The organism is Rhodococcus koreensis (assembly GCF_900105905.1).
Classification (GTDB): Bacteria; Actinomycetota; Actinomycetes; order Mycobacteriales; family Mycobacteriaceae; genus Rhodococcus_F; species Rhodococcus_F koreensis.
Map to the genome: position 1 here is coordinate 3,780,539 of NZ_FNSV01000005.1, position 24,844 is coordinate 3,805,382.

Genomic DNA, 24,844 nt, shown 5'->3' on the forward strand with positions numbered 1-24,844 from the left:
CCTCTGCGGCACCGACGAACTTCCCGTGCAGTCGGCCGTCTGCAGTCTATCGGCCGACTGCACGGGTAAGCCGCAACCGCGCGGTGCGCCCGACGTCACCTCACCATGCTGCGGAGTTGCCTGGTCGCGACGGACAGGGCGGCCAGGTCGTGCTCACCCGATTCCGTGACGGCGTCGAGCGTGTGGCGGGCCCGCGCCAGCCGGGCGGCGTTGCGGTCCTCCCACTCCCCGATCTTCTGTTCCGCCGTGTCCGCGACTTCGCTGCCCGCGATCACGTCGAGGCACAGGGCCCGCACCGTGTCGTACAACTCGTCGCGCAAGGACAACCGGGCCAGCGCGTTCCACCGCGTACCCCGTCCCAGCTGCGAGACCCCGACCAGGAGGTGAACCAGGCCGAGGCACTCCCCGAGCCGGTAGTACACCTCGGCCACCTCGCGGGGGTCGCGTTGGGTGATGTCGGCGATCTCGACGATGTCGAGCAGCGCGAACCGATCGAGCAGCAGTTGGACGCGCCCGGCCAGGTCGGCGGGGACACCGCGGGCCACCAGCGCCGCCGTGCGGCTGCGGAGACTCTCCGAGTCCTCGCCGCACAGCCAGCCCGCGACGTGCGGTGTCAGGTCCGCGACCCGGTCACGGAATCGGCTGATCTCCGCCCCGACCGCCAGCGGCTGGGGCCTGCGGGTGAGCATCCACCGCGACGCCCGGTCGAGCAGCCGCCGGGTGAACAGCGTCAACTCGTCCGAGAGCGCGGCGTCGAGGTCGGCGTCCCGGATGTCGCGGCGCAGCGACGGCAGGTCGAACACCTCCGAGACCACCGCGAACGCGCGCACGGCGTCGGCGCCGCTCGCACCGGCCTCCTCCCCCAGCCGGAAGGCGTACGTGATGCCGCCGTTGTCGACGACGTCGTTGGTGAGGACCGTCGCGACGATCTCCCGGCGCAGCGGGTGTTCGCCGATGGCGTCACCGAACGACTCCCGGAGTCTGCGCGGGAAGTACCCGGCGAGGGCGTCCGCGAACGCCGGGCTGTCGGGCAGGTCGCCGGCGAGCAGGTCCGATTTCAGCGCCAGTTTGACGTGCGCCATGAGCGTCGCGAGTTCCGGCGAGGTGAGTCCCGCCTCCGCGCGTTCCCGGGCGGCGATCTCCTTCCGGGACGGCAGCACCTCGATGGCGCGGTCCAGACCGTAGCGGCCCTCCAGGTGGCCGATGAGCCGTCCGTGCACCGCGAGGGACGCGGCGGCGTCGGCCCGGCTCGTGCCGAGCACGTCGTTCTGGGCGACGTTGTCGGACAGCACGAGACGCGACACCTCCCCGGACATCTCGGCGAGCAGACCCGCGCGGTCCTCGGCGGCGAGACGGCCGCCGCTGACCAGGGCGTCGAGCAGGACCTTGATGTTGACCTCGTGGTCGGAGCAGTCCACACCCGCCGAGTTGTCGAGAGCGTCCGTGTTGATCCGCCCGCCGTTGCGGGAGAATTCGATGCGTCCCAGCTGGGTGAGGCCGAGGTTGCCGCCCTCACCGATCACCCGCGCCCGGACGTCGGCGCCGTCCACCCGCACGCCGTCGTTGCCCTTGTCCCCCACGTCGAGGTGGGTTTCGGTGCCCGCCTTCACGTACGTCCCGATCCCGCCGTTCCACAGCAGATCCACCGGTGCCCGCAGGATCGCTCGAACCAGGTCGGGTGGTGACAGTTCGGTGGTCCCGGGCGCCAGCCCGAGCGCGCGCCGCGCCTCGTCGCTGACCGGAACGCTCTTCCTCGACCGTTCCCACACACCGCCGCCCGCGCTGATCAGGTCGGGCGCATAGTCCGCCCACGACGACCGCGGCATCGCGAACAGGCGTTCCCGTTCCGCGAAGGAGGTGGCCGCGTCGGGATTCGGGTCGAGGAACACGTGCCGGTGATCGAATGCGGCGACGAGCCGGATGTGCGGGCTGGCCAGCATTCCGTTGCCGAACACGTCGCCGCTCATGTCGCCGATCCCGACGGCGGTGAACTCCTCCGACTGGGTGTCGACCCCCATCTCCCGGAAGTGCCGTTTCACGCTCTCCCACGCGCCGCGGGCGGTGATGCCGAGCGCCTTGTGGTCGTACCCGACGGATCCGCCGGACGCGAATGCGTCACCGAGCCAGAACCCGTACTGCGCCGCAACGTCGTTCGCGATGTCGGAGAACGTCGCGGTGCCCTTGTCCGCGGCGACGACGAGGTAGGTGTCGTCTCCGTCGTGCCGCACCACCCGGGGCGCCGGGATCACGGCGCCGCTCGCGAGGTCCACGTTGTCGGTGACGTCGAGCAGTCCGCTGATGAAGCTGCGGTAGCAGCGCACACCCTCGGCGCGCTGCGCGTCCCGATCCCGCGCCGGGTCGCCGGTGGGTGCCGGCGGACGCGTGACGATGAACCCGCCCTTCGCGCCGACGGGCACGATCACCGAGTTCTTGACTGCCTGCGCCTTCACCAGGCCGAGCACCTCGGTGCGGAAATCCTCCTTGCGGTCGGACCACCGCAGGCCGCCTCGCGCGACGGCGCCGAACCGCATGTGCACACCCTCGACCCACGGCGAGTACACGTAGATCTCGAAACGGGGCCGCGGCTGCGGCAATTCGGGGATCCGCTGCGGATCGAATTTGAACGACAGGACCTCCCGTTCCCGGCCCGTACGAACGTAGCGGTTGGTGCGCAGGGTCGCGAGGACCACGTTGAGGTAGGCGCGCAGGATGCGGTCGGCGTCGAGGCCGAGCACGTCGCCGATCGCCGTTTCCAGCGAGCCGACCAGTTCGCCGGACTCCTCCGCGGCGTCCGGATCGAACCTCGCGGCGAACAGCCGGATCAGCGCCTGCGAGATCTCCGGGTGATCCCCGAGGACCGTCGCGATGTGGTTCTGGCTGTACGGGAACCCGCCCTGCCGGAGGTAACGCGCGTACGCCCGCAGCACCTCCACCTCCCGCCAATCCAGGCCCGCCCGGAGTACGAGTTCGTTGAAACTGTCGGTCTCCGCACGGGATTCCCAGGCCGCGGCGAACGTCTCCGTGAAGCGGTGCGGCAGTGCGTCGTCCACCGGCCCGGCCGCTGTGTGGCGAATCCCGAATTCGTACATCCAGCACACGGTTCCGCGGCTGTTCGCGACCGTGTACGGGCGCTCGTCGAGGACCGCGACGCCCATGCTCTGCAGGATCGGCAGCACGTCGCTGAGCGAGGCGGGGGCGCCGCCGACGAAGAAGGTGAAACGCCAGTCGGCGGCCTGCGTGTCGAGTCGCGTCTCGATCGCGCCGTCCGTCAGTGTCTCGAACACCGCGACGTCGGTCCGGGCGCGCCGGGCGTCGAAGTCGTGCTTGTACACCGCGGGGAAGTTCTCCGAATAGTGCGCGAGGAGTTCGCGTTCGAACGCGGCGCCGAGTTCGTCGTCGCCGCCCGTGCGGAATCGGTCTTCCCAGGTCCGGCAGGCCCTGGCGATCCGGCGCTGAATGTCCAGTCGCCGTGTGTCCGTCACCTCGGTGTCCGAAGGAACGCGCATCGTGAAATGCACCATCGCCAGCGGGTACTCGGACACGTTCGTGGTGTATTCGACGGCGGTGCCGTTCAACTCGTCCAGGAGGACCTGCTGGGCCACCAGGCGCGTCCGCGTGTTGTACCGGTCGCGAGGGATGAACACCAGCGCCGACATGCTGTCGCCGGGGACGTCCGTGCGCAGGAAGAGGTGGATGTGTTCGCGCGCGGTGATGCCGGCGACCTCGGTGAGGGCCGAATGCAGCGAGTCCGGGCTCGCTGCGAACAACTCGGTCAGCGGCAGCGCCTGCACGACCTGCAGCACGGCCTGTCCGGAGAAGGAATCGATATCGAAGCCGGCGCGGTCGAGCAGGGCCCGCACCCGGCGGCCCGCACCCGGGATGTCCAGGACGTTCTCGTGCCTGCCCGCGGGCGTGAACACGCCGACGAAGCGGTGCTCCTCCCCTGCGGCCCGGACACCGACGAAGGACGGATACGACGAACGGTGCACGGACACCGGAAGCGCCGCCTGCCCGATCGCGAGGACGGGACCGGCATCGGTGGCCGGTGCACGGTCGCCCTCCCGGTCGTGGAGAACGCCGAGACCTTCCCGGGGTGCGCCGTCGGCGCCGTACCGCGCGTATCCGAGGACGGTGAAGTTGCCCGCTTCGCACCAGCGCAGGAAGTCGGCGGCCTCGCGGAGTTCTTCGGACAGCGCGTCCTGGCCTGCCTGCGCGTCGAGTTGCCCGGACACCTGGGTCTGGAGTTCGCGCATGCGCGCCAGGTCCGTGTTGACCCGGCGCACGTCGGCGAGGACGGCGGTCAGGGATTCGACGAGTGCGGCGACGACCGTCTCGCCGGTGTCGGAGCGAAGTCCCACGTGGATCCAGGACTCCGCCGTCCCCGGTTCGGTGGCCGGACGCACGTCGGTGAGGGTGCCCGACTCCGTGCGGCGGGCGGCAACGACCGGGTGCAGTGCCTCCTCGATGGGGGCGCCGACCCTGGCCGCGGTGAGGAGTACCGATTCGACGAGCAGCGCCATGTCGTCGGTGACGATCTGCACGGCGGGTCCGATCCCGCTGGGGTCCGCGGCGTCGATTCCGCGCACGACCGCGGTCCCGGGGATCCGGTGCCGCCCCGTCTCGAGATGTGTGTTCGCGATCCGATCACGTGCCTCGGGATCCGCGTTGTCGGCGTAGGGGTGACCTGCGGTGCGGAGGTAGAGGTCGAGGAAGCGCTCGCGCGCCTCGTGATCGGAAAACAGCTGCTCATCGCGCTCGAGCGGATGTGAGGACGTCGAAATTACTCTCATGTCAGTACCTTCCGTCGGGAGCATCGGGACTCCCGGCTGGTGCAGTGGCGGGCCGGCACGCTTCTCGGCTGGGTCCGTGGAGAACGCTTGACAGGGGGTTGTCTATACAGGACTATACATCTAAGGCGATAAAAAACGTGAGTCAGAGCACACTGGATTCAGGACATGGGACAGAGCACCCGGGACCGACCAGAAGCTGCCGGACTCGTCACAGAGAGAACAGGCCTATGACACACGAGGGACCTCCCGAGATCAGCCTCGCGCCGGAGCGTCGCACCATCGACGTCGTCCCGGACGACGAGCGCCACGGATCTCCGCGCAGCCAGTTCACGCTCTGGTTCGGCGCCAACATGCAGATCACCGCGATCGTGGACGGCGCCCTGGCAGTCGTCTTCGGCGCGGACGCGCTGTGGGCCATCGTGGGCCTGCTGATCGGCAACGTCTTCGGCGGTGCCGTCATGGCGTTGCACTCCGCTCAGGGGCCGCGCCTCGGTCTGCCGCAGATGATCTCGAGCCGGGCCCAGTTCGGCGTCCTCGGCGCCGTGCTCCCGCTCGTCCTGGTCGTCCTGATGTATCTCGGCTTCGCCGCGACCGGCAGCGTCCTCGCCGGTCAGGCCGTGAACGAGATCCTCCACATCGACAACGCCACCGTCGGCATCCTCATCTTCGGCGCGATGACCGCGTTCGTGGCGGTGACCGGGTACAAGCTCATCCACGTGGTCGGCAAGGTCGCGACCGTCGTCGGCATCATCGGCTTCACCTACCTGCTGATCCGCTTGTTCGCCGAGTACGACGTGGCCGCGTTCGTCGGGATCAAGGGCTTCGACATCGTCACGTTCCTCCTCGCGATCTCGCTCGGAGCCGGCTGGCAGTTGACGTTCGGACCGTACGTCGCGGACTACTCCCGCTACCTGCCGCGCTCGACGAGCGAGCGGACGACGTTCTGGTCGACGTTCGCGGGCAGCGTGATCGGCTCGCAGTGGTCGATGACGCTGGGCGCGCTCGTCGCCGCCGTCGCCGGCGACGCGTTCCTCAGCGACCAGGTCGGCTTCATCGGCGAACTCGCCGGACCCGCCGTCATCGCCCTGATGATCTACCTGGTGATCCTGGTCGGGAAGCTCACCGTCAACTGCCTCAATGCGTACGGCGGATTCATGTCGATCCTGACCACCGTGACCGCGTTCAACGGGCAGTCGCGCATCTCGTCCCGGGCCCGCACCCTGTACATCATCGGGTTCGTCGCGGTGTCGATGCTGATCGCGATCGGTGCCAGCGCCGACTTCCTCAACAACTTCAAGAACTTCGTCCTCGTGCTGCTGATGGTCTTCACGCCCTGGAGCGCCATCAACCTGATCGACTACTACCTCATCTCCAAGGAGCGCGTGGACATCCCGGCCCTGTACGACCCGGCGGGCCGCTACGGCCGCTGGAACAAGACCGCGATGAGCTGCTACGCCATCGGCGTCGTCGCGCAGATCCCGTTCCTCGCGCAGAAGCTCTACACCGGCCCGGTGACGGACATGCTGGGCGGCGCGGACATCTCCTGGATCGTCGGCATCGTCTTCACCGCCGCGATCTACTACCCGCTCGCACGGCGCAGCAGCAACCCGCCCCCGGCCATGATCTACCCGGAACACACCGCCATGGCTGACACACGACAGTGAATCACGCTGACCCCCAAACTCTTCCACCTCTCTCGTTCGACCATCAAGGAGTACACGACATGACCACCACGACGCCTCCGGTTTCCGGACCCCGCCACGTGTCGGCGCCCCGCGGCACCGAACTGACGACCCTCGGCTGGCAGCAAGAAGGCGCCCTGCGCATGCTGATGAACAACCTCGACCCCGAGGTCGCCGAGCACCCCGACTCGCTCGTCGTCTACGGCGGCACCGGCAAGGCCGCGCGCAGCTGGGAAGCGTTCGACGCGATGGTCCGCACGCTGAAGACCCTGAAGTCGGACGAGACGATGCTGGTGCAGTCCGGCAAGCCGGTCGGTGTGTTCCGCACCAGCGAGTGGGCGCCCCGCGTCCTGCTCGCGAACTCGAACCTGGTGGGCGACTGGGCCAACTGGGAGGAGTTCCGCAAGCTCGACGCCCTCGGACTGATCATGTACGGGCAGATGACGGCCGGGTCGTGGATCTACATCGGCACGCAGGGCATCCTGCAGGGCACGTACGAGACGTTCGGCGCGGTCGGCCGGAAGCGCTTCGGCGGCTCGCTCGCCGGCACCATCACCCTGACCGCGGGCCTCGGCGGCATGGGCGGCGCCCAGCCCCTCGCCGTGACGATGAACGACGGCGTCGCGATCTGCGTCGACTGCGACGTCACCCGCATCGACCGCCGGATCGCGCACAAGTACCTCGACACCAAGGCCACCGACATCCACGACGCCCTGCGTCTGGCGATCGAGGCCCGCGACGCGAAGCGTCCGCTGTCCATCGGGCTCGAGGGCAACGCCGCCGAGATCTTCCCCGAACTGCTGGCCATGAACGCCCCCATCGACATCGTCACCGACCAGACGTCGGCACACGACCCGCTGTCGTACCTGCCGCTCGGCATCGACTTCGCCGACATGAAAGCGATGGCCGACAAGGACCCGGTGAAGTTCACCGAGGACTCCCGCGCGTCGATGGCCCGCCACGTCGCCGCGATGGTCGGCTTCCTCGACAAGGGCGCCGAGGTGTTCGACTACGGCAACTCCATCCGTGACGAGGCCCGCAAGGCCGGCTACAACCGCGCGTTCGACTTCCCCGGATTCGTGCCGGCCTACATCCGTCCGCTGTTCGAGGAGGGCCTCGGCCCGTTCCGCTGGGCCGCGCTGTCGGGCGACCCGAAGGACATCGAGGCCACCGACAAGGCGATCCTCGAACTGTTCCCCGAGAACGAGCACCTCAAGCGCTGGATCACGATGGCAGGCGAAAAGGTGGCGTTCGAGGGTCTGCCGGCCCGGATCTGCTGGCTCGGCTACGGCGAACGGCACAAGGCCGGCCTGAAGTTCAACGAGATGGTGGCGTCCGGTGAGCTGTCGGCGCCCGTCGCCATCGGTCGCGATCACCTCGATTCCGGATCCGTCGCGTCGCCGTACCGTGAGACCGAGTCGATGCTCGACGGCTCCGACGCGATCGCCGACTGGCCGCTGCTCAACGCGCTCGTCAACACCGCGTCGGGCGCGTCGTGGGTGTCCATCCACCAGGGCGGCGGGGTCGGCATGGGCCGGTCCATCCACGCCGGTCAGGTGTGCATCGCGGACGGCACCGACCTGGCCGCGGAGAAGTTGGAGCGGGTCCTGACCAACGACCCCGGCATGGGCGTCATCCGGCACGTCGACGCCGGCTACGACCACGCCGCCGACGTCGCCCGCGAGCGCGGCGTCCGCGTGCCGATGTCCGAGGGATGACCATCCGCCCGAGCGACCGTATCTTCGAACCACTGGAAGGAACAGCAGTGACAGCGAACACCTCCCGCTCCACAGCGCTGACCGGCATCGGCACCCTGGTGACCAACGACCCGACAGTGGGGGAAGGTCCGCTCGGGCTGATCCGCGACGCCGCCGTCGTCTTCGACGGCGGCGTGGTGGCCTGGGTCGGCAGCACCGACGCGGCGCCCGCCGCGGACGTCGGGCACGACCTCGACGGCCGGGCGGTGCTGCCGGGCTTCGTCGAAAGCCACTCGCACCTGGTGTTCGGCGGGGAACGCGCGGAGGAATTCGCCGCCCGCATGGCCGGGCAGCCGTACGCGGCGGGTGGCATCCGCAACACGATCGAGGCGACGCGGAACGCCACCGACGAAGAACTGCAGGCGAACACGCGGCGACTGCTGGACGAGTCGCTGCGGTCGGGCAGCACCACGGTGGAGTGCAAGACCGGCTACGGGCAGACGGTCGCGCACGAACTGCGCAGCACGCGGATTGCGGCGTCCCTCACCGACGAGGTGACGCTGCTCGCCGCTCACGTTCCGCCGCCGGAGTACGCGGGCCGCGCCGACGACTACGTCGCCATGGTGTGCTCGGAGATGATCGATGCCTGTGCACCGCAGGCGAAATGGATCGACGTGTTCTGCGAGACCGGCGCGTTCGACCGCGATCAGGCGCACGCCGTGCTCACCGCCGGAATGGCGAAGGGACTGATCCCCCGCGTCCACGGCAACCAGCTCCGCGAGGGGCCCGGAGTCCAGCTCGCCGTCGAACTCGGCGCCGCGTCCGTCGACCACGTCTGCTACACCACGCAGGCCGACATCGACGCGCTGGCGCAGAGTTCGACGGTGGCGACCCTCCTGCCCGGCGCGGATTTCTCGACCCGCAACAAGTACCCCGATGCCCGGGCCCTGCTCGACGCCGGGGTCACGATCGCGCTGGGCGCGGACTGCAACCCCGGCACCAGCTACACCACCAGCCTGCCGTTCTGCATCGCGATCGCGGTGCGGGACATGCACATGACCCCGGACGAAGCGATCTGGGCGGCGACGGCGGGCGGCGCCCGCGCGCTGCAACGCGCCGACGTCGGGGTCCTGCGTCCCGGAGCGCGGGCCGATGCCCTCTCCCTCGACGCGCCGTCGTACCTGCACCTGGCCTACCGGCCCGGCGTCCCCCTGGTCAGCGATGTGTGGCGGGGCGGCGAACTCGCCTGGTCCGCGCACGTCGGTCACGAGAAAGCGAGGGCATTGCGATGATGGAGAACCTGTTGATACCGCCACCCCCTTGGGTCGGCAGGATGGACGGCACGTCGAGTCACCACCTCCGCTGGCACCAGGCGGTGACCCCGCTCCGGGACGGCGCCGAGCCGGGCGCCTGCGTGTTCATCGGATTCTCCAGCGACGAGGGCGTGGAACGGAACAAGGGGCGCCGCGGGGCGTCCCGCGGTCCGGACGCGCTGCGGAGCGCGCTGTCGTCTATGGCGCTCGCCGAGCCGCTCCGCGCGTATGACGCCGGCACCGTCGCGGTCACCGACAATCGCCTCGAAGCCGGGCAGGAGGCGCTGGGCGCGGTGGTTGCCGCGACGCTCGACGCCGGCCAGTTCCCGGTGGTCCTCGGCGGCGGCCACGAGGTGGCGTTCGGGACGTACCTCGGTCTGGCGCAGGCGGCGGTCCGGACCCCGCGCAAACGGGTCGGAATCCTGAACCTGGACGCGCACTTCGACCTGCGGTCCGATCCGGTGCCGAGTTCGGGCACACCGTTCCGGCAGATCCTCGAACGGGAACACGCGGCGGGCACCACCCTGCAGTACTCCGTGCTCGGCATCAGCCAGCCGAGCAACACCACCGCGCTGTTCGACACCGCACGCGGGTACGACGTCCGGTACCTCCTGGACGATGAGTGCTCGGTCTCCGACCGGCACCGGGTGGCCGTGTTCGTCAGCGAGTTCCTGTCGGACGTCGATCTCGTCTACCTCACCATCGACCTCGACGTCCTCCCCGCCGCGGTCGCGCCGGGAGTGAGCGCTCCCGCAGCGTACGGCGTGCCCGCGGAGACGATTCAATTCGTGTGCGACGCGGTCGCCGCCAGCGGAAAGCTCGCGGTTGTCGATGTCGCCGAGCTCAATCCATCGTTCGACATCGACAACCGCACCGCCCGCACCGCCGCCCGATTCATCCACCGGATCGCCACGAAGCGCATTCCGATCGTGGGCTGAGATCGCCCGGGGAGCCTGCGCTCAGCCCTCCCGCAGCACTGCGCGCAGGCGGGTGACGAACGCGGCCGGGTCGTGGGCGAAGCCGATGTGATCACCCGGGAACAGTGTGGGCTCGACGCCCAGTTCGGCGGCGAGCGCCCGCGACGTCCGGTCGCAGAGTTGACCTCCCGACTCCTCGCCGATCCCGACCACGACGCGGGTGGACGCCGAGCGCAGCGCGGCGACGTCCGGGCACCAGCGGGTGGTCGGGCGCAGCATGTGCGCGTGCTGGAAGTACTCGTCGGCCTCGGTCTGCTCGTCCCGCTCACCCCCGACCATCTGCTGGAACACCTCCTCGGGCAGGTGGATGTTCGCCAGGTCCAGGAACTTCCTCCACGCCCCTGCGACGTCCCCGCCGAGGTGGGCGTCGATGATCTCGTCGGTCTTCACGCGCAGTTGCTCGCGGTCGTCGAGCAGTTCGTCCAGCGGCGGCTCGTGAGCCACCACGGTGTGCACCAGGTCGGGATGCGCCTGCACGAGCGCGAGCGCGCTGACGGCGCCGCCGCTGGAACCGAACACCACGGCGGGGCCTGCGTCGAGGTGCATCAGCAACCGGGCGAGGTCGTCGGCGCGCATCTCCGGGGTGGAATCGCGGTCGCGGTCGTCGACCGGGCTGCGGCGGATGCCCCGCGGGTCCGTCGTGAGCACAGTGTATCCGGCGGCCAGCAGATCGGCCGCGGGCGCGAAGGAGTCGGCGTCCATCGGGGCGCCGACGAGCACCACGACGGGACCCGAGCCCCGTACCTCGTAGTACAGCCTGGCACCGGGAACGTCGAGGGTCCGGGCGTGGGTGGTGGCGGTCGATGCGGAATTCATCGAGTTCTCCTCGTTGCAGGTGATCATCGGTCGCAGGTAGGACCGCCCCCGACGGGCAGAATCATCGGTCATGTGGGGAAAATTTCTCGCCCATGACCTCCCCGGAGCCCAGGATCCGGAGGATTCGTGGGCCTACCACTGGAAGCACGCGCGGCTAGATGACAGGATGAGATTTACGCGAACGGGATCTCGATGTGAGATCCCGGGCGGCAACTCAGGGAGTGAACGGTATGGCGCAGGGTGTTGTGAAGTGGTTCAACAGCGAGAAGGGCTTCGGATTCATCGCGCCGGACGACGGTAGCGCGGACGTGTTCGTTCACTACTCCGAGATCTCGGGCAGCGGCTACAAGTCGCTGGAGGAGAACCAGCGGGTGGAGTTCGAGGTCGGACAGGGCCAGAAGGGCCCGCAGGCCCAAAACGTGCGGGCCGTCTGACCGACGCCCCGATGACACTGTGACGACGAGGTCGCACCCGAGCGGTGCGGCCTCGTTGTCGTAGCAGGCCCCGGGACAGCTATCTCGAGAGGCCGAAACTTCCCACCTGGCTGCCGCCCACGTAGACGGCCCCGGTGTAACTCCCGTCGGCGTTGGGGGAGATCCTGTCGGTCAGGAACCCCAGACCTGATGGGCTGTAGTCGATGACGGTGTTTCCGTTCCCGTCCTGCGAAGTCGTGCCCGCGAGTCCGGTCAGTCCGAACGCGAAGTTGTTGACGACCGTGTCGCCCTGAAAGGTCTTCCCCTTCCAGATCAACTCTCCCGCGGGTGCGGTGGTCGTTCCCTGATAGGTGCCGGACGGTACCGGGGGTTGGGCCACGCAAGTCCCTGCGCCGACGAGTGCGGCACCGATCGCGGTTCCCACGATGACGATCCCTCGTGTGATCGCACGCATTCTTGCCTCCCCCTGCCCTGCCGGACGGGATGTGCGCTGTCCGTCCTTCGTCGAGTACCCCCTCGTGTGCGTCGGACACCGGCACCTCTGGACAAATTCGGCATTCTCCTTCATAGTCGATATGCCACCAAGTGGCATTGCTATTTCACTAGATGGCAATTTCGATCCTCCGACAGGAGTTCCCGTGACCGATCAGCTGCTCGATGCCGCCGAGTTCCGCGGCGCAGTGCGCGCCTTCGCCAACCGTGAGATCCACCCCGGCGCGGCCTTCCGGGACGAGAGGCGGGAGTTCCCGGCGGAACTGGTGAAGCGACTGGGCGAACAGGACCTCATGGGGATCTCGGTGCCCGAGGAATTCGGCGGACTGGGCATGTCCACCAAGACGCAGCTGATCGCCATCGAGGAGGTGGCCCGCACCGACGCCGCCCTCGCCTCGATCTACACCGCGCACTACCTGGGGCTCGAGCCGATCCTTGTCGGCGGCACCGAGGAGCAGAAGCACCGGTGGCTGCCCCGCCTCGCGTCCGGGGAACTGCTCGCCGGGTTCGCCCTCACCGAACCGGACGCCGGCTCCGACATCGCGTCGATGCGCACGACGGCGCGGCGCGAGGACGACGGGTGGCACCTGTCGGGGTCGAAGACGTACATCTCCAACGCCAAGGAGGCCGACCTGGTCGTCCTCTTCGCCAAGACCGATCCGTCCGCCGGCTTCCGTGGCATCACCGCGTTCGTCCTCCCCCAGGGCACTCCCGGCGTGAGTTACTCGGAGCCGCAGGACAAGCTGGGCATCCGATCGGCGCCCACCTACACCGTGTACCTCGACGACGTGGTGCTGCCCCACGACGCGGTGGTGGGAACGGAGGGGCGCGGCGGCAACATCGCACTCGCCGCCCTCAACCGCGCCCGCATCGACGTGGCCGCGATGGCGAACGGAATCGCGCTGCGTGCTTGGGAACTGGGCCGGTCCTACGCGGCCGAGCGCAAACAGTTCGGACACCCCATCGCCGAATTCCAGGCGATCCAGTTGCTGCTGGGTGCGTGCGACGCACAACTCGTCGCCTCCCGGGTCACCGCAGACTGGGCGGCGGACGTGAAGGACGCCGGAGCGGACCTGCGCCGCGCCGCTTCGGTGTCGAAGTACGTGGCGACGGAGGCCTGCTTCTCGATCGTCGACCAGACCGTGCAGATTCACGGCGGCGCCGGGTTCATGCGCGAATCCGAGATCGAACGCCTCTACCGCGACTGCCGGATCCTCCGGATCTTCGAGGGCACCTCGCAGATCCAGCTGCTCACCATCGCCGCCAACGCGCCGTCGCCGCGCTCGACCGAATTCTGAGAAGGGCTCGTTATGCCTACCCTGCCTCCCCTCGACGGCATCCGCGTCGTCGATCTCTCCCGTGTTCTGGCCGGGCCGTACTGCACGGCGCTGCTCGCGGACGCCGGCGCCGACGTCGTCAAGATCGAGCCCGCCGCCGGCGAGGACTCGCGGCACCTCGGCCCGTTCCGCGACGGCGAGAGCATCTATTTCAACGTGCTGAACCGTGGAAAGCGCTCACTGGCACTCAATCTCAAGGACGAAGCGGATCGCGCCGTCCTGCTCGACCTCCTCGACACGGCAGACGTCCTCGTCGAGAACTTCCGGCCCGGCGTGACCACCCGGCTCGGCATCGACTACGACACCGTCCACGCCCGCAACCCCCGGCTGGTGTACGCGTCCATCTCTGGTTTCGGGCAGGACGGGCCGCTCGCGGGTGCGGCCGCGTACGACCTCGTCGTGCAGGCGATGTCGGGGATCATGAGCATCACCGGTTCCCCCGAATCCGGGCCGACCCGGCTCGGTGAATCGTTCGGAGACCTCGTCGCGGGCCTGTTCGCGGCGTGGGGCATCAGCTCCGCCCTCGTCGGCACCCGGGAATCGGGTGTGGGGCAACACCTCGACGTCGCCATGTTCGACAGCATGCTGGCCATGCTGCCCACCGCGCACAGTCAGTTGCAGGCCTCCGGGGTCGCGCCGGCAGGCGTGGGAAATCGCCATCCCGTGTCCACCCCGTTCGACACGTACCGGGCGTCGGACGGCCTGTTCGTCCTCGCCGTCGCCAGCCAGTCCGGGTTCGAGAAGCTCGCGCACACCATGGATCGCGCAGATCTTCTCGGCGACAACCGTTTCGCGGACGACACCTCCCGCACCGATCACGAACCCGCCCTGCGCACCGAGATCGAGATCTGGGCGAAGGACAAGACGGTCGCCGAGGTGGTCGCGATCCTCGGCGCGGCCGGACTGGCGGGCTCCGAGATCTGGAACGTCGAACAGGCGTTGTCGTCCGAGCAGAGCAGGCACCGGGGACTCGTCGAATCGTTCGAGCATCCCGTCGCGGGAACCATCGACTACGTGCGGCAGCCGGTCGTGTTCGGCGACAGCGCACGCCCCGGGGTCCGCCGCAGCCCGCTGCTCGACGAACACCGGCAGCCCCTGCTGTCCGAGATCGCGTCACGGTAGATTCACGCCGACACCCGCGACCGTCAGGAGAGAACCCATGGCCCCCGGAGATGTGACCCGCAGCGCGAGCCGCACCTTCGAACTGCTCGGCGCGATCACCGAGCAGGGCGGGTTGACGCTCGGCGACGCCGCGAAGGCCGCCGGCCTCGCCACGAGTACCGCGCTGCGCCTGATCCGCAGCATGGAGCAGAGCGAGTTCCTGGTCCGCGGCGACGACAACGTCTACCGGGCCGGACCGCGACTTCTCCAGATCGGCGCCCGGGCGATCAGCGACAACCAGCTGCTGTCCCGGGCCCGGCCCGCGATGGTCGCGATCGCGGAGGGAACCCGCGAATCCACGTACCTGTCGACCCACGGCCCGAAGGGCACCGCCCTGTATCTCGCGCAGATCGAGGGCACCCACGCCATCCGGCACATGGGTTGGGTGGGGCAGACGGTGCCGCTCGAGGGCACGGCCGTCGGCGCCGCGCTGCGGGGCGACCTCCAGAGCGAGGGATACGCGATCGCCCACGACACCATCGAGGACCAGTCGACGGGTGTGGCGGCCCCCATCTACGACGCGGTGGGGCGGATCGTGGGCGCGCTCAGCGTCATCGGGCCGTCGTTCCGCCTCGACGACGCGCTGTGCGCACAGCACGGTCTCGTCCTGGTCGAACATTGCCGTGCGCTGTCGGCGGAACTTGGCTCCCCCACCGAGTGAGCGACGGTCAGCTGTCCATGCTGGTCCGGACGAACTCGCGGAACGTGAGGACCATCGGTTCGCGGGCCCGGCCGCGCCGGTAGATCAGCGAGAACGGCGCCTGATAGCCGAACGACGCGGGCAGGATCGGGCGCAGCCGGTTCCGGTCCACCCAGTACTCCGCGTAGTGCTCGGGCAGGTATCCGATGTAGGCGCCGGACAGCACGAGGATGAGTTGCGCCTCCATGTTCTCCACCGTCGCCGAGGGTTGCGGGAATCCCTGGCGGGCGAGTTCCTGCTCGGACCAGTAGCCCCGGGTCACCATCCTCTGTTGCGTGATGACCTCGGGCGGCACCCGCTTCCTGCCGAACAGCGGATGCTTGTCGCTGCAGTACAGCCAGTGCTGTTCCCGGTGCAGCGCCTGGGAGACGAGGCCGTTCATCGGTGAGGCGAACGCGCCGACCGCGACGTCGATCCGGTCGTCGAGCACCCCGACCTGCAGTTCGTGCGGGGTCTGGATCTTGAGGTCGAGGTAGACGGCGGGATGGTCCTTGCTGAACACGCCGATCACGTCGGCGAGCGGCAGGGTGGCGTCGGTGACGGTGGAATCGAGAACCCCGATGGTGAGGGTGCCCCGCAGTTCGCCCTGCAGCGCGGCGCCGTAGCGTTCGAAGCCCTCGAGCTCCCCCAGGATGCGGAGGCATTCCTTGTGGTAGAGCTCGCCCTTGCTGGTGAGACCGAATCCGCCCCGGCCGCGGTGGCACAGCACGATGCCGAGGTGGCGTTCGAGCTGACTCATGTACGTGCTGATCGCCGACGCCGACAGTCCGAGTTCCTGCTGCGCGGGCGCGAACCCCTGGTGACGGACGACGGCCGCGAAGATCTGGAGGAGCTTCAGATCGGGCAGCGAACTGCGCATCGTGCTCCTCCGGCGGGGTCGAAAACAGGGTGTGAGCTGGCTCGCACCATTACTTCACGATTTTCTGAAGTGATTATTTGTATCAAGTGATTTATTTCACGTCAATGTTCTCCTACCGTCTAGGGCAACGGTCTGACGAGACCGGCACCGACGGGACCCGCGCCCGTCATCACCGATCCGCTAGGACACGTGAAGGACGCATCATGGACATCACCATCATCCTGCTCTACCTGGGCGCGATGCTCGCGTTCGGCTGGTGGGGCAAACGCCGGGCGAGCAACTCCAGCGAATACCTCGTCGCAGGCCGCCGCCTCGGCGGAGTCCTCTACACCAGCACGATGGCGGCCGTCGTCATCGGCGGCGCCTCCACCGTCGGCGGCGTCGGCCTCGGCTACAAGTACGGCATCTCCGGAATGTGGCTGGTCGTGTCGATCGCCGCCGGCGTGCTGCTGCTCAGCCTGCTCTTCGCGGCGCGGATTCAGCGCCTGAAGGTCTACACCGTCTCGGGGATGCTCAAACTCCGCTACGGCATCGACGCCACCGGCGCGTCCGGTCTCGTGATGATGGCGTACACCCTGATGCTCACCGTCACGTCCACGATCGCCTACGCCACCATCTTCAACGTGCTGTTCGGCTTCGACCGGACGCTGTCGGTGGTCCTCGGCGGCCTCATCGTCGTGGCCTACTCCGCGATGGGCGGCATGTGGTCGATCACGCTCACCGACGTCGTCCAGTTCGTCATCAAGACCATCGGCGTCTTCGTCCTGCTGCTGCCGTTCACGTGGAGCAAGGCGGGCGGGTACGCCGGCATCAAAGAACGCGTGGGCGAACAGGCACTCGGGCTCGGCACCATCGGCACCGGCACCATCATCACGTTCTTCGTCGTCTACACCCTCGGCATCCTCATCGGACAGGACATCTGGCAGCGCGTGTTCACCGCGAAGTCGCCGGAGGTCGCACGGTGGGGCGGCGTCACCGCCGGCATCTACTGCCTGCTGTACGGCGTCGCGGGCGCGCTGATCGGTCTGGCCGCATCCGCCCTCATGCCCGACATCGGTTCGTCCGACGACGTGTACGCCGACGTCGCAGTCCACGTCCTGCCCGTCGGCCTCAGCGGCATCGTCCTCGCCGCCGCGGTGGCCGCGATGATGTCGACCGCGTCCGGCGCGCTGATCGCGACCGCCACGGTCGCCCGGCAGGACGTCCTTCCGCTGGTCGCCCAGATCTTCGGCCGTACCCGGCCCGAACTGGACACGTCCGACCCGGAAGCCGACGTGCGCGGCAACCGTCTCTACGTGATCGTGATCGGCCTCGTCAGCATCGTGATCGCCGCGCTCATCAACGACATCGTCTCCGCGCTGACGATCGCCTACGACATCCTGGTCGGCGGACTCCTCGTCCCCATCCTCGGCGGACTGGTCTGGAAGCGCGCCACGGGAACGGCCGCGATGGCGGCCATGGCGGTGGGCACCCTCGCGACCATCGCCACGATGTTCGTCGTCGGCGACGTCATGGCGAACGAACCGGTGTACGTGGGACTCGTCAGCGCCCTGGTGGTATTCGTCGCGACCAGCCTGTTCACCGAACCCACCCCGGCGAACGTGATGTCGGTGTGGAACGCGCGAGTGTCGGGAAAGGACGAGGAAGAGCCGGTTCCGGTCCCGGCACCGAGCGTCGCGAGCACATCGACACCGAGCGGTGCGAGCACATCGACACCGAGCGTCGCGAGCACATCGACACCGATAGCCTGAGGGACACCGGCGCACGAGGGTGAGTGCGCACGAGCGGGAGGAATGATCGTGCCGAAGATCGTCGACCACGACGAGCGGAGACAAACGCTCGCCGACGCCGTTCTCGCGTTGATCGCCAGGGAGGGAATCTCCGCCGTCACCACGCGGGCGGTGGCGGAGGAGAGCGGATGGTCGACCGGAGTGTTGAACCACTACTTCGGGTCCCGGCACGAACTGCTCCTCGGGGCGCTTCGCCGGGCCGGCGACATCCAGGGCGACCTGTACCGGGCGATCCTCGAGGAGGAGGGCGCCGGTCCGATCGAGAAGCTGCGGAACATCACCGCCAGCATCCTGCCGCTCGACGAACGCCGACTCGCGATGACCCGCGTCTTCCTGTTCTTCTATGCGGAGGGGGCGGCCGAGGACACGGCCCGCGGTGAGATCGCGGGCTTCCTCGCCCGCTGGCGCGGCGTCGTGCGCGAGGCGGTCGTCGCCGCACAGCGGGAGGGCATCGTCTCCGCCGACCTCGACACGGACGCCGTCACCGTCGCACTGGTGGCGCTGACCGACGGGCTTGCACTGCAGGCCATCCTGGATCCCGTTGTGATGGAAGCGATCAGCACCGGGGACGCGGCCGCGCGCTGCGTCGACGCCGCCGTGCGACGCACCACCGAAGAAGCGGGAGCGGTGGGCACATGACCGACCGTGTCGTCGTCCTCGACGGCTTCATCCCGGCCGAAGTGCTGTCCGATTCTCTTGCCGCCGCGGGTATTTCCGCGGAGGTGATTCATCAGTCCGAGTTCCCGTCCGGACCGGGTGTCGTCGCCCTGCTGGTGGGTCCGGAAAACACCGGACTCGAGCCGCGTCACCTGTCGGCACTCCCGGACCTGCGACTACTGTCGGCCACCTCCGCCGGGTACGACCACCTGCCGGTGTCGGCGGCGCACGAACGCGGCCTGTGGGTCACGCGGGCAGTGGACTACTGCACCGAGGAGGTCGCGGACCACGCGTTCGCGCTCGCCCTCGGACTGATCCGATCCACCCACACCCTCGACGGCTCCGTACGCGCCGGCGGGTGGGACGTCACGGCCGCACCACCGCGGCGCATCGCGGGAACCGTGCTGGGCCTCTACGGCTTCGGCCGGATCGCCGGCGCGCTCGCGGTGCGGGCCCGGACGGTGGGGATGACCGTGCTCGTCAGCGGTCGCGGGCTGAGCGACCGCACCGCGGAACTGGCGGCCGACGGCATCGAGGTGGTCGGGTTCGAGGAACTACTGCGCCGCTCCGACGTATTGAGTCTGCACGTTCCCCTGACCCCCGAGACGCAGGGGCTGATCGACGAGCGTGCGCTGGCGACGATGCGGCGCGGCGGGTATCTGGTGAACGTCTCCCGCGGCGGACTCGTCGACCACGACGCGCTCGGAGCCACACTGCGCAGCGGGCACCTGGCCGGTGCTGCCGTCGACGTCCTTCCGAACGAACCTCCCGCACAGGATGATCCGATCTTGCACATCCCCAACCTCGTGATCACCCCGCACGCCGCGTGGTACTCGCCGCAGGTCGCGCGCACGCTGGCGGAGCAGTCGGCGCGCAACGTCGCCGCGGTCCTGACGGGCGCATCCCCGGTGGGAGTCGTTGCCCCACCGGGGATGTGATTGCCCCTGTCAGTCCTTGTGGCGCTGTTCAGTCCTTGTACTCGGGGGCGGTCCGGTCCAGCATCCGCAGCAGCGCCGCCCACGCCATCTCGTAGGCCTGGTCGTCGGCGAAGTCGTCGGTGGCCTCGCCGGCGAACTGCCGCGCCGTATGCTCGGCGATCTCGGGCGATGGAACGCGCAGGTCGCCCGACGCCTGGGCGGCGATCTGGATGTCACACGCCTTCTCCAGGTAAAACATTCGCAGAAACGCCTCGGCGGCGGACTCGCCGACGGTGAGCAGTCCGTGATTGCGCAGGATCATCGCGGGGTGATCGCGCAGGTCCTCGACCAACCGCACCCGCTCGGCCGTGTTGAGGGCGATGCCCTCGTAGTCGTGGTAGCCGACCCGGTTGTAGAACTCCATCGAGATCTGGTTCAGCGGCAGCAGGCCCTGCTCCTGCGCGGCCACCGCGCACCCGGCCTTCGTGTGGGTGTGCAGCACGCACTGCGCGTCCGTCCGGGCCTCGTGGATCGCGCCGTGGATCACGAATCCCGCAGGGTTGACGTGATATTCGGATGGTTCGACGAGTTCGCCGTCGAGTCCGATCTTCACCAGGTTGGAGGCGGTGATCTCCTCGAAGAGCAGGCCGTACGGGTTGATGAGGAAGTGATGTTCGGGCCCGGGCAGCCGGACCGAGACGTGCGTGAAGATCAGGTCGGTCATCTTGAAATGCGCGAGCAGTCGGTACACCGCCGCGAGTTCACGACGCAGTTCCGTCTCGGTCTTCACCGGATTCGTTCGGCCCTGCGACGTAACAGTGGGTGCACTCATGCGGGATCTCCTTGATCACGGAACGGATTTCGGCTTAAATATATCAACTGATTTATTTAAGTGCCAGTGTTTGGCTACACGTGATCGACATGTTGACGTCGTCGAGACGAGCGGCTCAGTCGAGCCGTCCACTCAGCATGCCCCGCAGCGAGCGGAGGCAGAGTTCCCGTAGCTCGCTCTCGGCGATCGAGGGGTGGTCGAGCCAGTCCATGCAGACGGCGCGGACGAAGGCGATCCAGCCGCGCACGGCGACGCCGACGAGTTCGCGCTCGCCGGCGGGCGGATCGAGCGCGTCGACGATGCGGCGCTGCTGCGCGTCTAGTTCCCGGTCGACGATGGCCCGGATGTCGGCGTCGGCCGACAGCGCGCCGCGGTTGATGGCCCGGACTCCGTGCCGGTGGCTCGCGACGTGCTCGAAGTACGCGTCGAGTCCGGCCGCGACCTGTTCCTCGACGGGGAGTGTGGAGTCGGGGGCCGTCACGTCGAGGAGTCGTTCGGATTCGCGTTCGACGATCGCGGCGAAGAAATCCCGCTTCGTCGGGAAGTAGTGGTACATCAATCCGCGCGACACCTCAGCGAGTTCCGCGACCTCCTCGATCCAGACATCCTCGTAGGGGCGGTCCGCGAACAACCGCGCGCCGATGTCAAGCAACTGCGCGCGCCGCTGCTCCGGGGCGAGTCGACGGCGGGCGCTGGTCATGCCAGCCACCGTACTGCTTGACACCGGTTCAGTAAGGCGTACCTTGCGTACTAGACATCAATTCAGTAACGCGGGCCACATCGACACGGGGGTCGACAATGAGCGTCGGATCACTGCACAGCACAGCGGAGGCGACGATTCCGCATCCCCGATGGCGGCTTCCCGTCTTCGGCGACGTGTTCGGGATCAGCATCCGCACTCCCGTGCAGAATTCGATGGAGATCGGCAGAAAACTCGGGCCCATCTTCGAACGCGACATTCTCGGCAACCGGTTCGTGTTCGCCTCCGGCGCCGACATGGTCGCGGAACTCTCCGACGAATCCCGGTTCGCGAAGCACCTGGCACCCGGCGTCGCGTCGCTGCGTGAGGTCGGCGGCGACGGGTTGTTCACCGCGTACAACCACGAGCCGAACTGGGGCAAGGCACACAACCTCCTCGCACCGGCGTTCACGAAATCCGCGATGCGCTCGTATCACCGCACGATGCTCGACGTTGCCGGCGAACTGACGGAGCACTGGGACGAGCGCGTGGGCGACTCCCCCGTCGACGTGTCGTCCGACATGACGAAGCTGACGCTCGAGACCATCGGCCGGACGGGGTTCAGCTATTCCTTCGATTCCTTCCGACGCGAGCGCCCGCACCCATTCGTGCAGGCAATGGTCGGCGCGCTCAGCCATTCGCAGCGCACCACGTTCGTGAAGTCGACGGCGCTCGGACGCCTGCTGGTCCGGCGGTCGGATCGCCGCAACGTCGCCAACCTGGAACACATGGCCGAGGTCGTCGACGAGGTGATCCGCGCCCGCCGCGACAGCGCCGAGGCCGGCCCCGAGGACCTGCTCGAACTCATGCTGCGGGCGGCCCGGGAGAACGACCCCCACCGGATCGACGAGTTGAACATCCGCCACCAGGTGGTGACGTTCCTGGTCGCCGGACACGAAACGACCTCCGGTGCACTGTCCTTCGCCCTGTACTACCTGTCGCGGCATCCCGACGTCCTCGCGAAGGCTCAGGCGGAGGTCGATGCGGTGTGGGGCGACGAGGAACCCGCGTTCGAGCAGGTCGCCAAGCTCCGCTACGTGCGCCGGGTGCTGGACGAATCGTTGCGGCTGTGGCCGACGGCGCCCGCGTACGGCCGGGAGGCGACGGTCGACACGACCCTCGTCGGCACGTACCCGATGAAGGTCGGCGACTGGGTCCTCGTCCTCATACCCGCGCTGCACCGCGACCCCGTGTGGGGTGACGACCCGGAGGCGTTCGACCCCGACCATTTCCTGCCCGAGCGCATCCGGTCCCGTCCCGCGCACGTGTACAAGCCGTTCGGGACCGGCGAGCGCGCCTGCATCGGACGGCAGTTCGCCCTCCACGAGGCGGTGCTGGTTCTCGGCACGATCCTGCGCCGGTACGACATCGCGGGCGACCCCGGCTACCGCCTGAAGGTCGCCGAGCGGCTCACCCTCATGCCGGAGGGATTCACGCTGCAGTTACGCCGACGCTGAGCACTGCCGCCCCTTGACAGCCACAAAGTGAGAGTTACTATCAAAATATAGTAACTTCCTTTCGAGTGGAGCTGTCATGAGTGAAACGACGGTCATCGAAGTCACCCCGCGCCGCTGGTGGGCGCTCGGCGCCCTGTCCGTGGCCATGCTGACCATCGGTCTCGACATCACGGTCCTGACGGTGGCGCTGCCCACGCTGGCGGTCGATCTCGGAGCGGACAACTCGCAATTGCAGTGGTTCAGTTCCGCATACACGCTGGTCCTCGCCGCGGCTCTCCTGCCTGCCGGGGCACTCGGCGACCGGTACGGCCGCAAGAAACTGCTGCTCGGCGCACTCGTCCTGTTCGGTGCCGCGTCGCTGCTCTGCAGCTACGCGAGCACGTCGGGTCAGCTGATCGCCGGACGCACTTTGCTGGGGCTGGGAGCCGCGGTGATGATGCCGCTGTCGATGGCGGTGCTGCCCGTCCTGTTCCCCGACGCCGACGCCGACGAACGGTCGCGGGCACTGACCATCTGGGTGACGTCCACCGCGATCGGACTGCCCCTCGGTCCGATCCTCGGCGGCTGGCTGCTCGGGCACTTCTGGTGGGGATCGGTGTTCCTGATCAACGTGCCCCTGGTCGTCGTCGGCGCGATCGCCGTCGCAACCCTGGTGCCGGAATCGCGTAGCGAGGAGCGGTCGACCACCGACTACCTCGGCGCCGTGTTGTCGTCGCTCGGGTTGCTCAGCCTCACTTATGGTTTCATCAAGGCCGGCCAGGACGGCTGGGGCGACGCACTGGCCTTGACGTCGATCGCGGCGTCCGTGGTCGTGCTCGGGCTGTTCGCGATGTGGGAACGGCGGTCACGGCATCCGCTGATCGACACGTCGTTGTTCGCCAGCCCAGGATTCCGCTGGGGCACGATCTTCACGACGCTCGTCAACTTCGGGATGTTCGGGCTGTTCTTTACGGTGCCGCAGTACTTTCAGGCCGTGCTCGGAGTGGACGCGCTGGGCAGCGGCCTCCGCCTGCTGCCGTTGATCGGCGGACTGCTGGTCGGCACCCGGCTCTGCGACCAACTGCTTCGGCGGGCCGGCGCCCGGCCGGTCATCGTCATCGGGTTCGCACTGCTCACCGCGGGTCTCGCGACCGGCGCCCTGACGTCCATCGATTCCGCGTACTGGTTCACCGCGACATGGATCGCACTCGTCGGCGCGGGAATGGGTTTCGTGATGCCGGCGGCGATGGGTGCCGCCCTCGGGGCGTTGTCGGCTGAACGGTCCGGTTCCGGCTCGGCACTGATCCAGGCGCTGCGACAGGCGGGCGGCACGATCGGGGTCGCGGTGCTCGGCACCGTCCTCGCCACCCGGTACCGGTCCGAACTGGGCGAACTGGACGTGAATCCGGTCCGCGACGGCGTCAACGCCGGCGTCGCGGTGGCCAAGGCAACCGGCGACCCGTCGATGCTCGAGCACGTCCAGGCGTCTTTCGTCTCCGGGATGAGCCTCATGCTGTGGATCTGCGCGGGAATCTGCGCCGTCGCGGTCGTGCTCGCAGCGCGTTTCACGCCCCGCGATACCCCGGTCCCTGCGCAGGATGAGTCAGAATCGGTACATGTCCACTGATGCCCGACCAGGCCTCCGGGAGCGGAAGAAGGCGCGCACCCGGCTGACCATCCGCGCCGAGGCGTTTCGGCTGTTCCACGAACAGGGCTACGCCGACACCACGATCGAGCAGATCGCGGAGGCCGCGGACGTGTCGCCGAGCACGTTCTTCCGGTACTTCCCCACCAAGGAACAACTGGTCCTCGCCGACGATCTCGATCCGCCCATGATCGAGGCCATCGAGGCGCAGCCGCCGGACGTCCCGCTGATCACCGCGTTCCGGAAGGCCGCCGAGTCCGTGTTCGCCGGTCTGTCCGAGGCGGACATGGAGTTCGAGCGGACGCGTCAGGAACTGATGTATTCGGTCCCGGAACTGCGCGGGGCCATCATGCAGGAGATGGTGCGCAGCATCGACATGATCGCGGGCGTCACGGCGCGCAGGGTCGGGCGCACCGCCGACGACTTCGAGGTCCGCGCGCTCGCCGGGGCCATCGTCGGCGTCGTCCTCGGTGTGGTCGATCTGCTGCCGGGGAATCTGCCGCTCGCCCTGCGCGCACTGGAATTCCTCGAGGACGGGCTGCCGCTCGGGCGGGACACCACGTCGTAGAC

General features: G+C 68.4%; 19 protein-coding genes and 1 pseudogene. 14 read left to right on the plus strand and 6 right to left on the minus strand.

Features of this window, described 5'->3' with window-relative positions; translation table 11 throughout:
* Window positions 1–95 precede the first annotated feature (95 nt).
* Window positions 96–4,790: an NAD-glutamate dehydrogenase gene (locus BLV94_RS21720; RefSeq protein ID WP_072938863.1), complete on the minus strand. Its 4,695-nt coding sequence runs from the start codon at window positions 4,788–4,790 to the stop codon at window positions 96–98.
* Between the two features lie 227 nt (window positions 4,791–5,017).
* On the opposite strand from BLV94_RS21720, the gene BLV94_RS21725 reads away from it, so the two are divergent.
* From BLV94_RS21725 to hutG, 4 genes are read left to right on the plus strand one after another with little or no spacing between them, the layout of a single operon-like run.
* Window positions 5,018–6,454 carry a purine-cytosine permease family protein gene (locus BLV94_RS21725; RefSeq protein ID WP_072938865.1) on the plus strand — a complete coding sequence of 479 codons (1,437 nt, stop codon included), beginning with the start codon at window positions 5,018–5,020 and terminating at the stop codon, window positions 6,452–6,454.
* Between the two features lie 59 nt (window positions 6,455–6,513).
* Window positions 6,514–8,190 carry a urocanate hydratase gene (gene hutU, locus BLV94_RS21730; RefSeq protein ID WP_072938868.1) on the plus strand — a complete coding sequence of 559 codons (1,677 nt, stop codon included), beginning with the start codon at window positions 6,514–6,516 and terminating at the stop codon, window positions 8,188–8,190.
* A 47-nt stretch (window positions 8,191–8,237) separates the two neighbouring features.
* Window positions 8,238–9,461, plus strand: a complete 1,224-nt coding sequence (gene hutI / locus BLV94_RS21735) for an imidazolonepropionase (protein WP_072939525.1) — start codon at window positions 8,238–8,240, stop codon at window positions 9,459–9,461.
* Window positions 9,458–10,420: a formimidoylglutamase gene (gene hutG, locus BLV94_RS21740; protein WP_072938871.1), complete on the plus strand. Its 963-nt coding sequence runs from the start codon at window positions 9,458–9,460 to the stop codon at window positions 10,418–10,420. Before hutI ends, hutG begins: the two co-directional genes overlap by 4 nt.
* Window positions 10,421–10,441: 21 nt before the next feature.
* Here hutG and BLV94_RS21745 read toward each other — a convergent pair whose 3' ends face one another.
* Window positions 10,442–11,275, minus strand: a complete 834-nt coding sequence (locus BLV94_RS21745) for an alpha/beta fold hydrolase (RefSeq protein ID WP_072939527.1) — start codon at window positions 11,273–11,275, stop codon at window positions 10,442–10,444.
* A gap of 230 nt (window positions 11,276–11,505) precedes the next feature.
* On the opposite strand from BLV94_RS21745, the gene cspE reads away from it, so the two are divergent.
* Window positions 11,506–11,709, plus strand: a complete 204-nt coding sequence (gene cspE, locus BLV94_RS21750) for a transcription antiterminator/RNA stability regulator CspE (RefSeq protein ID WP_005244612.1) — start codon at window positions 11,506–11,508, stop codon at window positions 11,707–11,709.
* Window positions 11,710–11,788: 79 nt separating this feature from the next.
* Here cspE and BLV94_RS21755 read toward each other — a convergent pair whose 3' ends face one another.
* A complete protein-coding gene (locus BLV94_RS21755) occupies window positions 11,789–12,163 on the minus strand; it encodes a hypothetical protein (protein WP_072938874.1) in 375 nt (124 codons plus the stop codon).
* A gap of 184 nt (window positions 12,164–12,347) precedes the next feature.
* Between BLV94_RS21755 and BLV94_RS21760 the strand changes: the two genes are divergently transcribed.
* Genes BLV94_RS21760 through BLV94_RS21770 form a run of 3 tightly spaced genes read left to right on the plus strand, consistent with a single transcriptional unit; the run spans window position 12,348 to window position 15,360 of the window.
* A complete protein-coding gene (locus BLV94_RS21760; protein WP_072938876.1) occupies window positions 12,348–13,499 on the plus strand; it encodes an acyl-CoA dehydrogenase family protein in 1,152 nt (383 codons plus the stop codon).
* A gap of 12 nt (window positions 13,500–13,511) precedes the next feature.
* Window positions 13,512–14,660, plus strand: coding sequence for a CaiB/BaiF CoA transferase family protein (locus BLV94_RS21765; RefSeq protein WP_072938879.1), 1,149 nt, complete (start codon window positions 13,512–13,514; stop codon window positions 14,658–14,660).
* A 37-nt stretch (window positions 14,661–14,697) separates the two neighbouring features.
* Window positions 14,698–15,360 (plus strand): IclR family transcriptional regulator, encoded by a 663-nt coding sequence (locus BLV94_RS21770; RefSeq protein ID WP_072938882.1) that lies wholly within the window; start codon window positions 14,698–14,700, stop codon window positions 15,358–15,360.
* 7 nt (window positions 15,361–15,367) lie between these two features.
* On the opposite strand, the gene BLV94_RS21775 is transcribed toward BLV94_RS21770, so the two are convergent.
* A complete protein-coding gene (locus BLV94_RS21775) occupies window positions 15,368–16,258 on the minus strand; it encodes a LysR family transcriptional regulator (protein ID WP_072938885.1) in 891 nt (296 codons plus the stop codon).
* A gap of 203 nt (window positions 16,259–16,461) precedes the next feature.
* On the opposite strand from BLV94_RS21775, the pseudogene BLV94_RS21780 reads away from it, so the two are divergent.
* The 3 genes and pseudogenes from BLV94_RS21780 to BLV94_RS21790 all read left to right on the plus strand — a co-directional run.
* A pseudogene (locus tag BLV94_RS21780) lies at window positions 16,462–17,928 on the plus strand (sodium:solute symporter family protein); the annotation flags it as partial.
* 123 nt (window positions 17,929–18,051) lie between these two features.
* Window positions 18,052–18,687 carry a TetR/AcrR family transcriptional regulator gene (locus BLV94_RS21785; protein ID WP_072938888.1) on the plus strand — a complete coding sequence of 212 codons (636 nt, stop codon included), beginning with the start codon at window positions 18,052–18,054 and terminating at the stop codon, window positions 18,685–18,687.
* On the plus strand, window positions 18,684–19,643 hold the full coding sequence (locus BLV94_RS21790) for a C-terminal binding protein (RefSeq protein WP_072938890.1): 960 nt from the start codon (window positions 18,684–18,686) through the stop codon (window positions 19,641–19,643). Before BLV94_RS21785 ends, BLV94_RS21790 begins: the two co-directional genes overlap by 4 nt.
* A 28-nt stretch (window positions 19,644–19,671) precedes the next feature.
* Here BLV94_RS21790 and BLV94_RS21795 read toward each other — a convergent pair whose 3' ends face one another.
* Complete coding sequence (locus BLV94_RS21795; protein WP_072938892.1) at window positions 19,672–20,454, minus strand: class II aldolase/adducin family protein; 783 nt, start codon at window positions 20,452–20,454, stop codon at window positions 19,672–19,674.
* Window positions 20,455–20,569: 115 nt separating this feature from the next.
* On the minus strand, window positions 20,570–21,154 hold the full coding sequence (locus BLV94_RS21800; protein WP_072938894.1) for a TetR/AcrR family transcriptional regulator: 585 nt from the start codon (window positions 21,152–21,154) through the stop codon (window positions 20,570–20,572).
* Between the two features lie 98 nt (window positions 21,155–21,252).
* Between BLV94_RS21800 and BLV94_RS21805 the strand changes: the two genes are divergently transcribed.
* From BLV94_RS21805 to BLV94_RS21815, 3 genes are all read left to right on the plus strand, one after another.
* Window positions 21,253–22,650, plus strand: a complete 1,398-nt coding sequence (locus tag BLV94_RS21805) for a cytochrome P450 (RefSeq protein WP_072938896.1) — start codon at window positions 21,253–21,255, stop codon at window positions 22,648–22,650.
* 76 nt (window positions 22,651–22,726) lie between these two features.
* Entirely contained in the window at window positions 22,727–24,256 is a 1,530-nt protein-coding gene (locus BLV94_RS21810) for an MFS transporter (RefSeq protein ID WP_072938899.1), read from the plus strand.
* A complete protein-coding gene (locus BLV94_RS21815; protein WP_072938902.1) occupies window positions 24,246–24,842 on the plus strand; it encodes an acyl-CoA-like ligand-binding transcription factor in 597 nt (198 codons plus the stop codon). The genes BLV94_RS21810 and BLV94_RS21815 overlap by 11 nt, the downstream gene beginning before the upstream one ends.
* Window positions 24,843–24,844 lie beyond the last annotated feature (2 nt).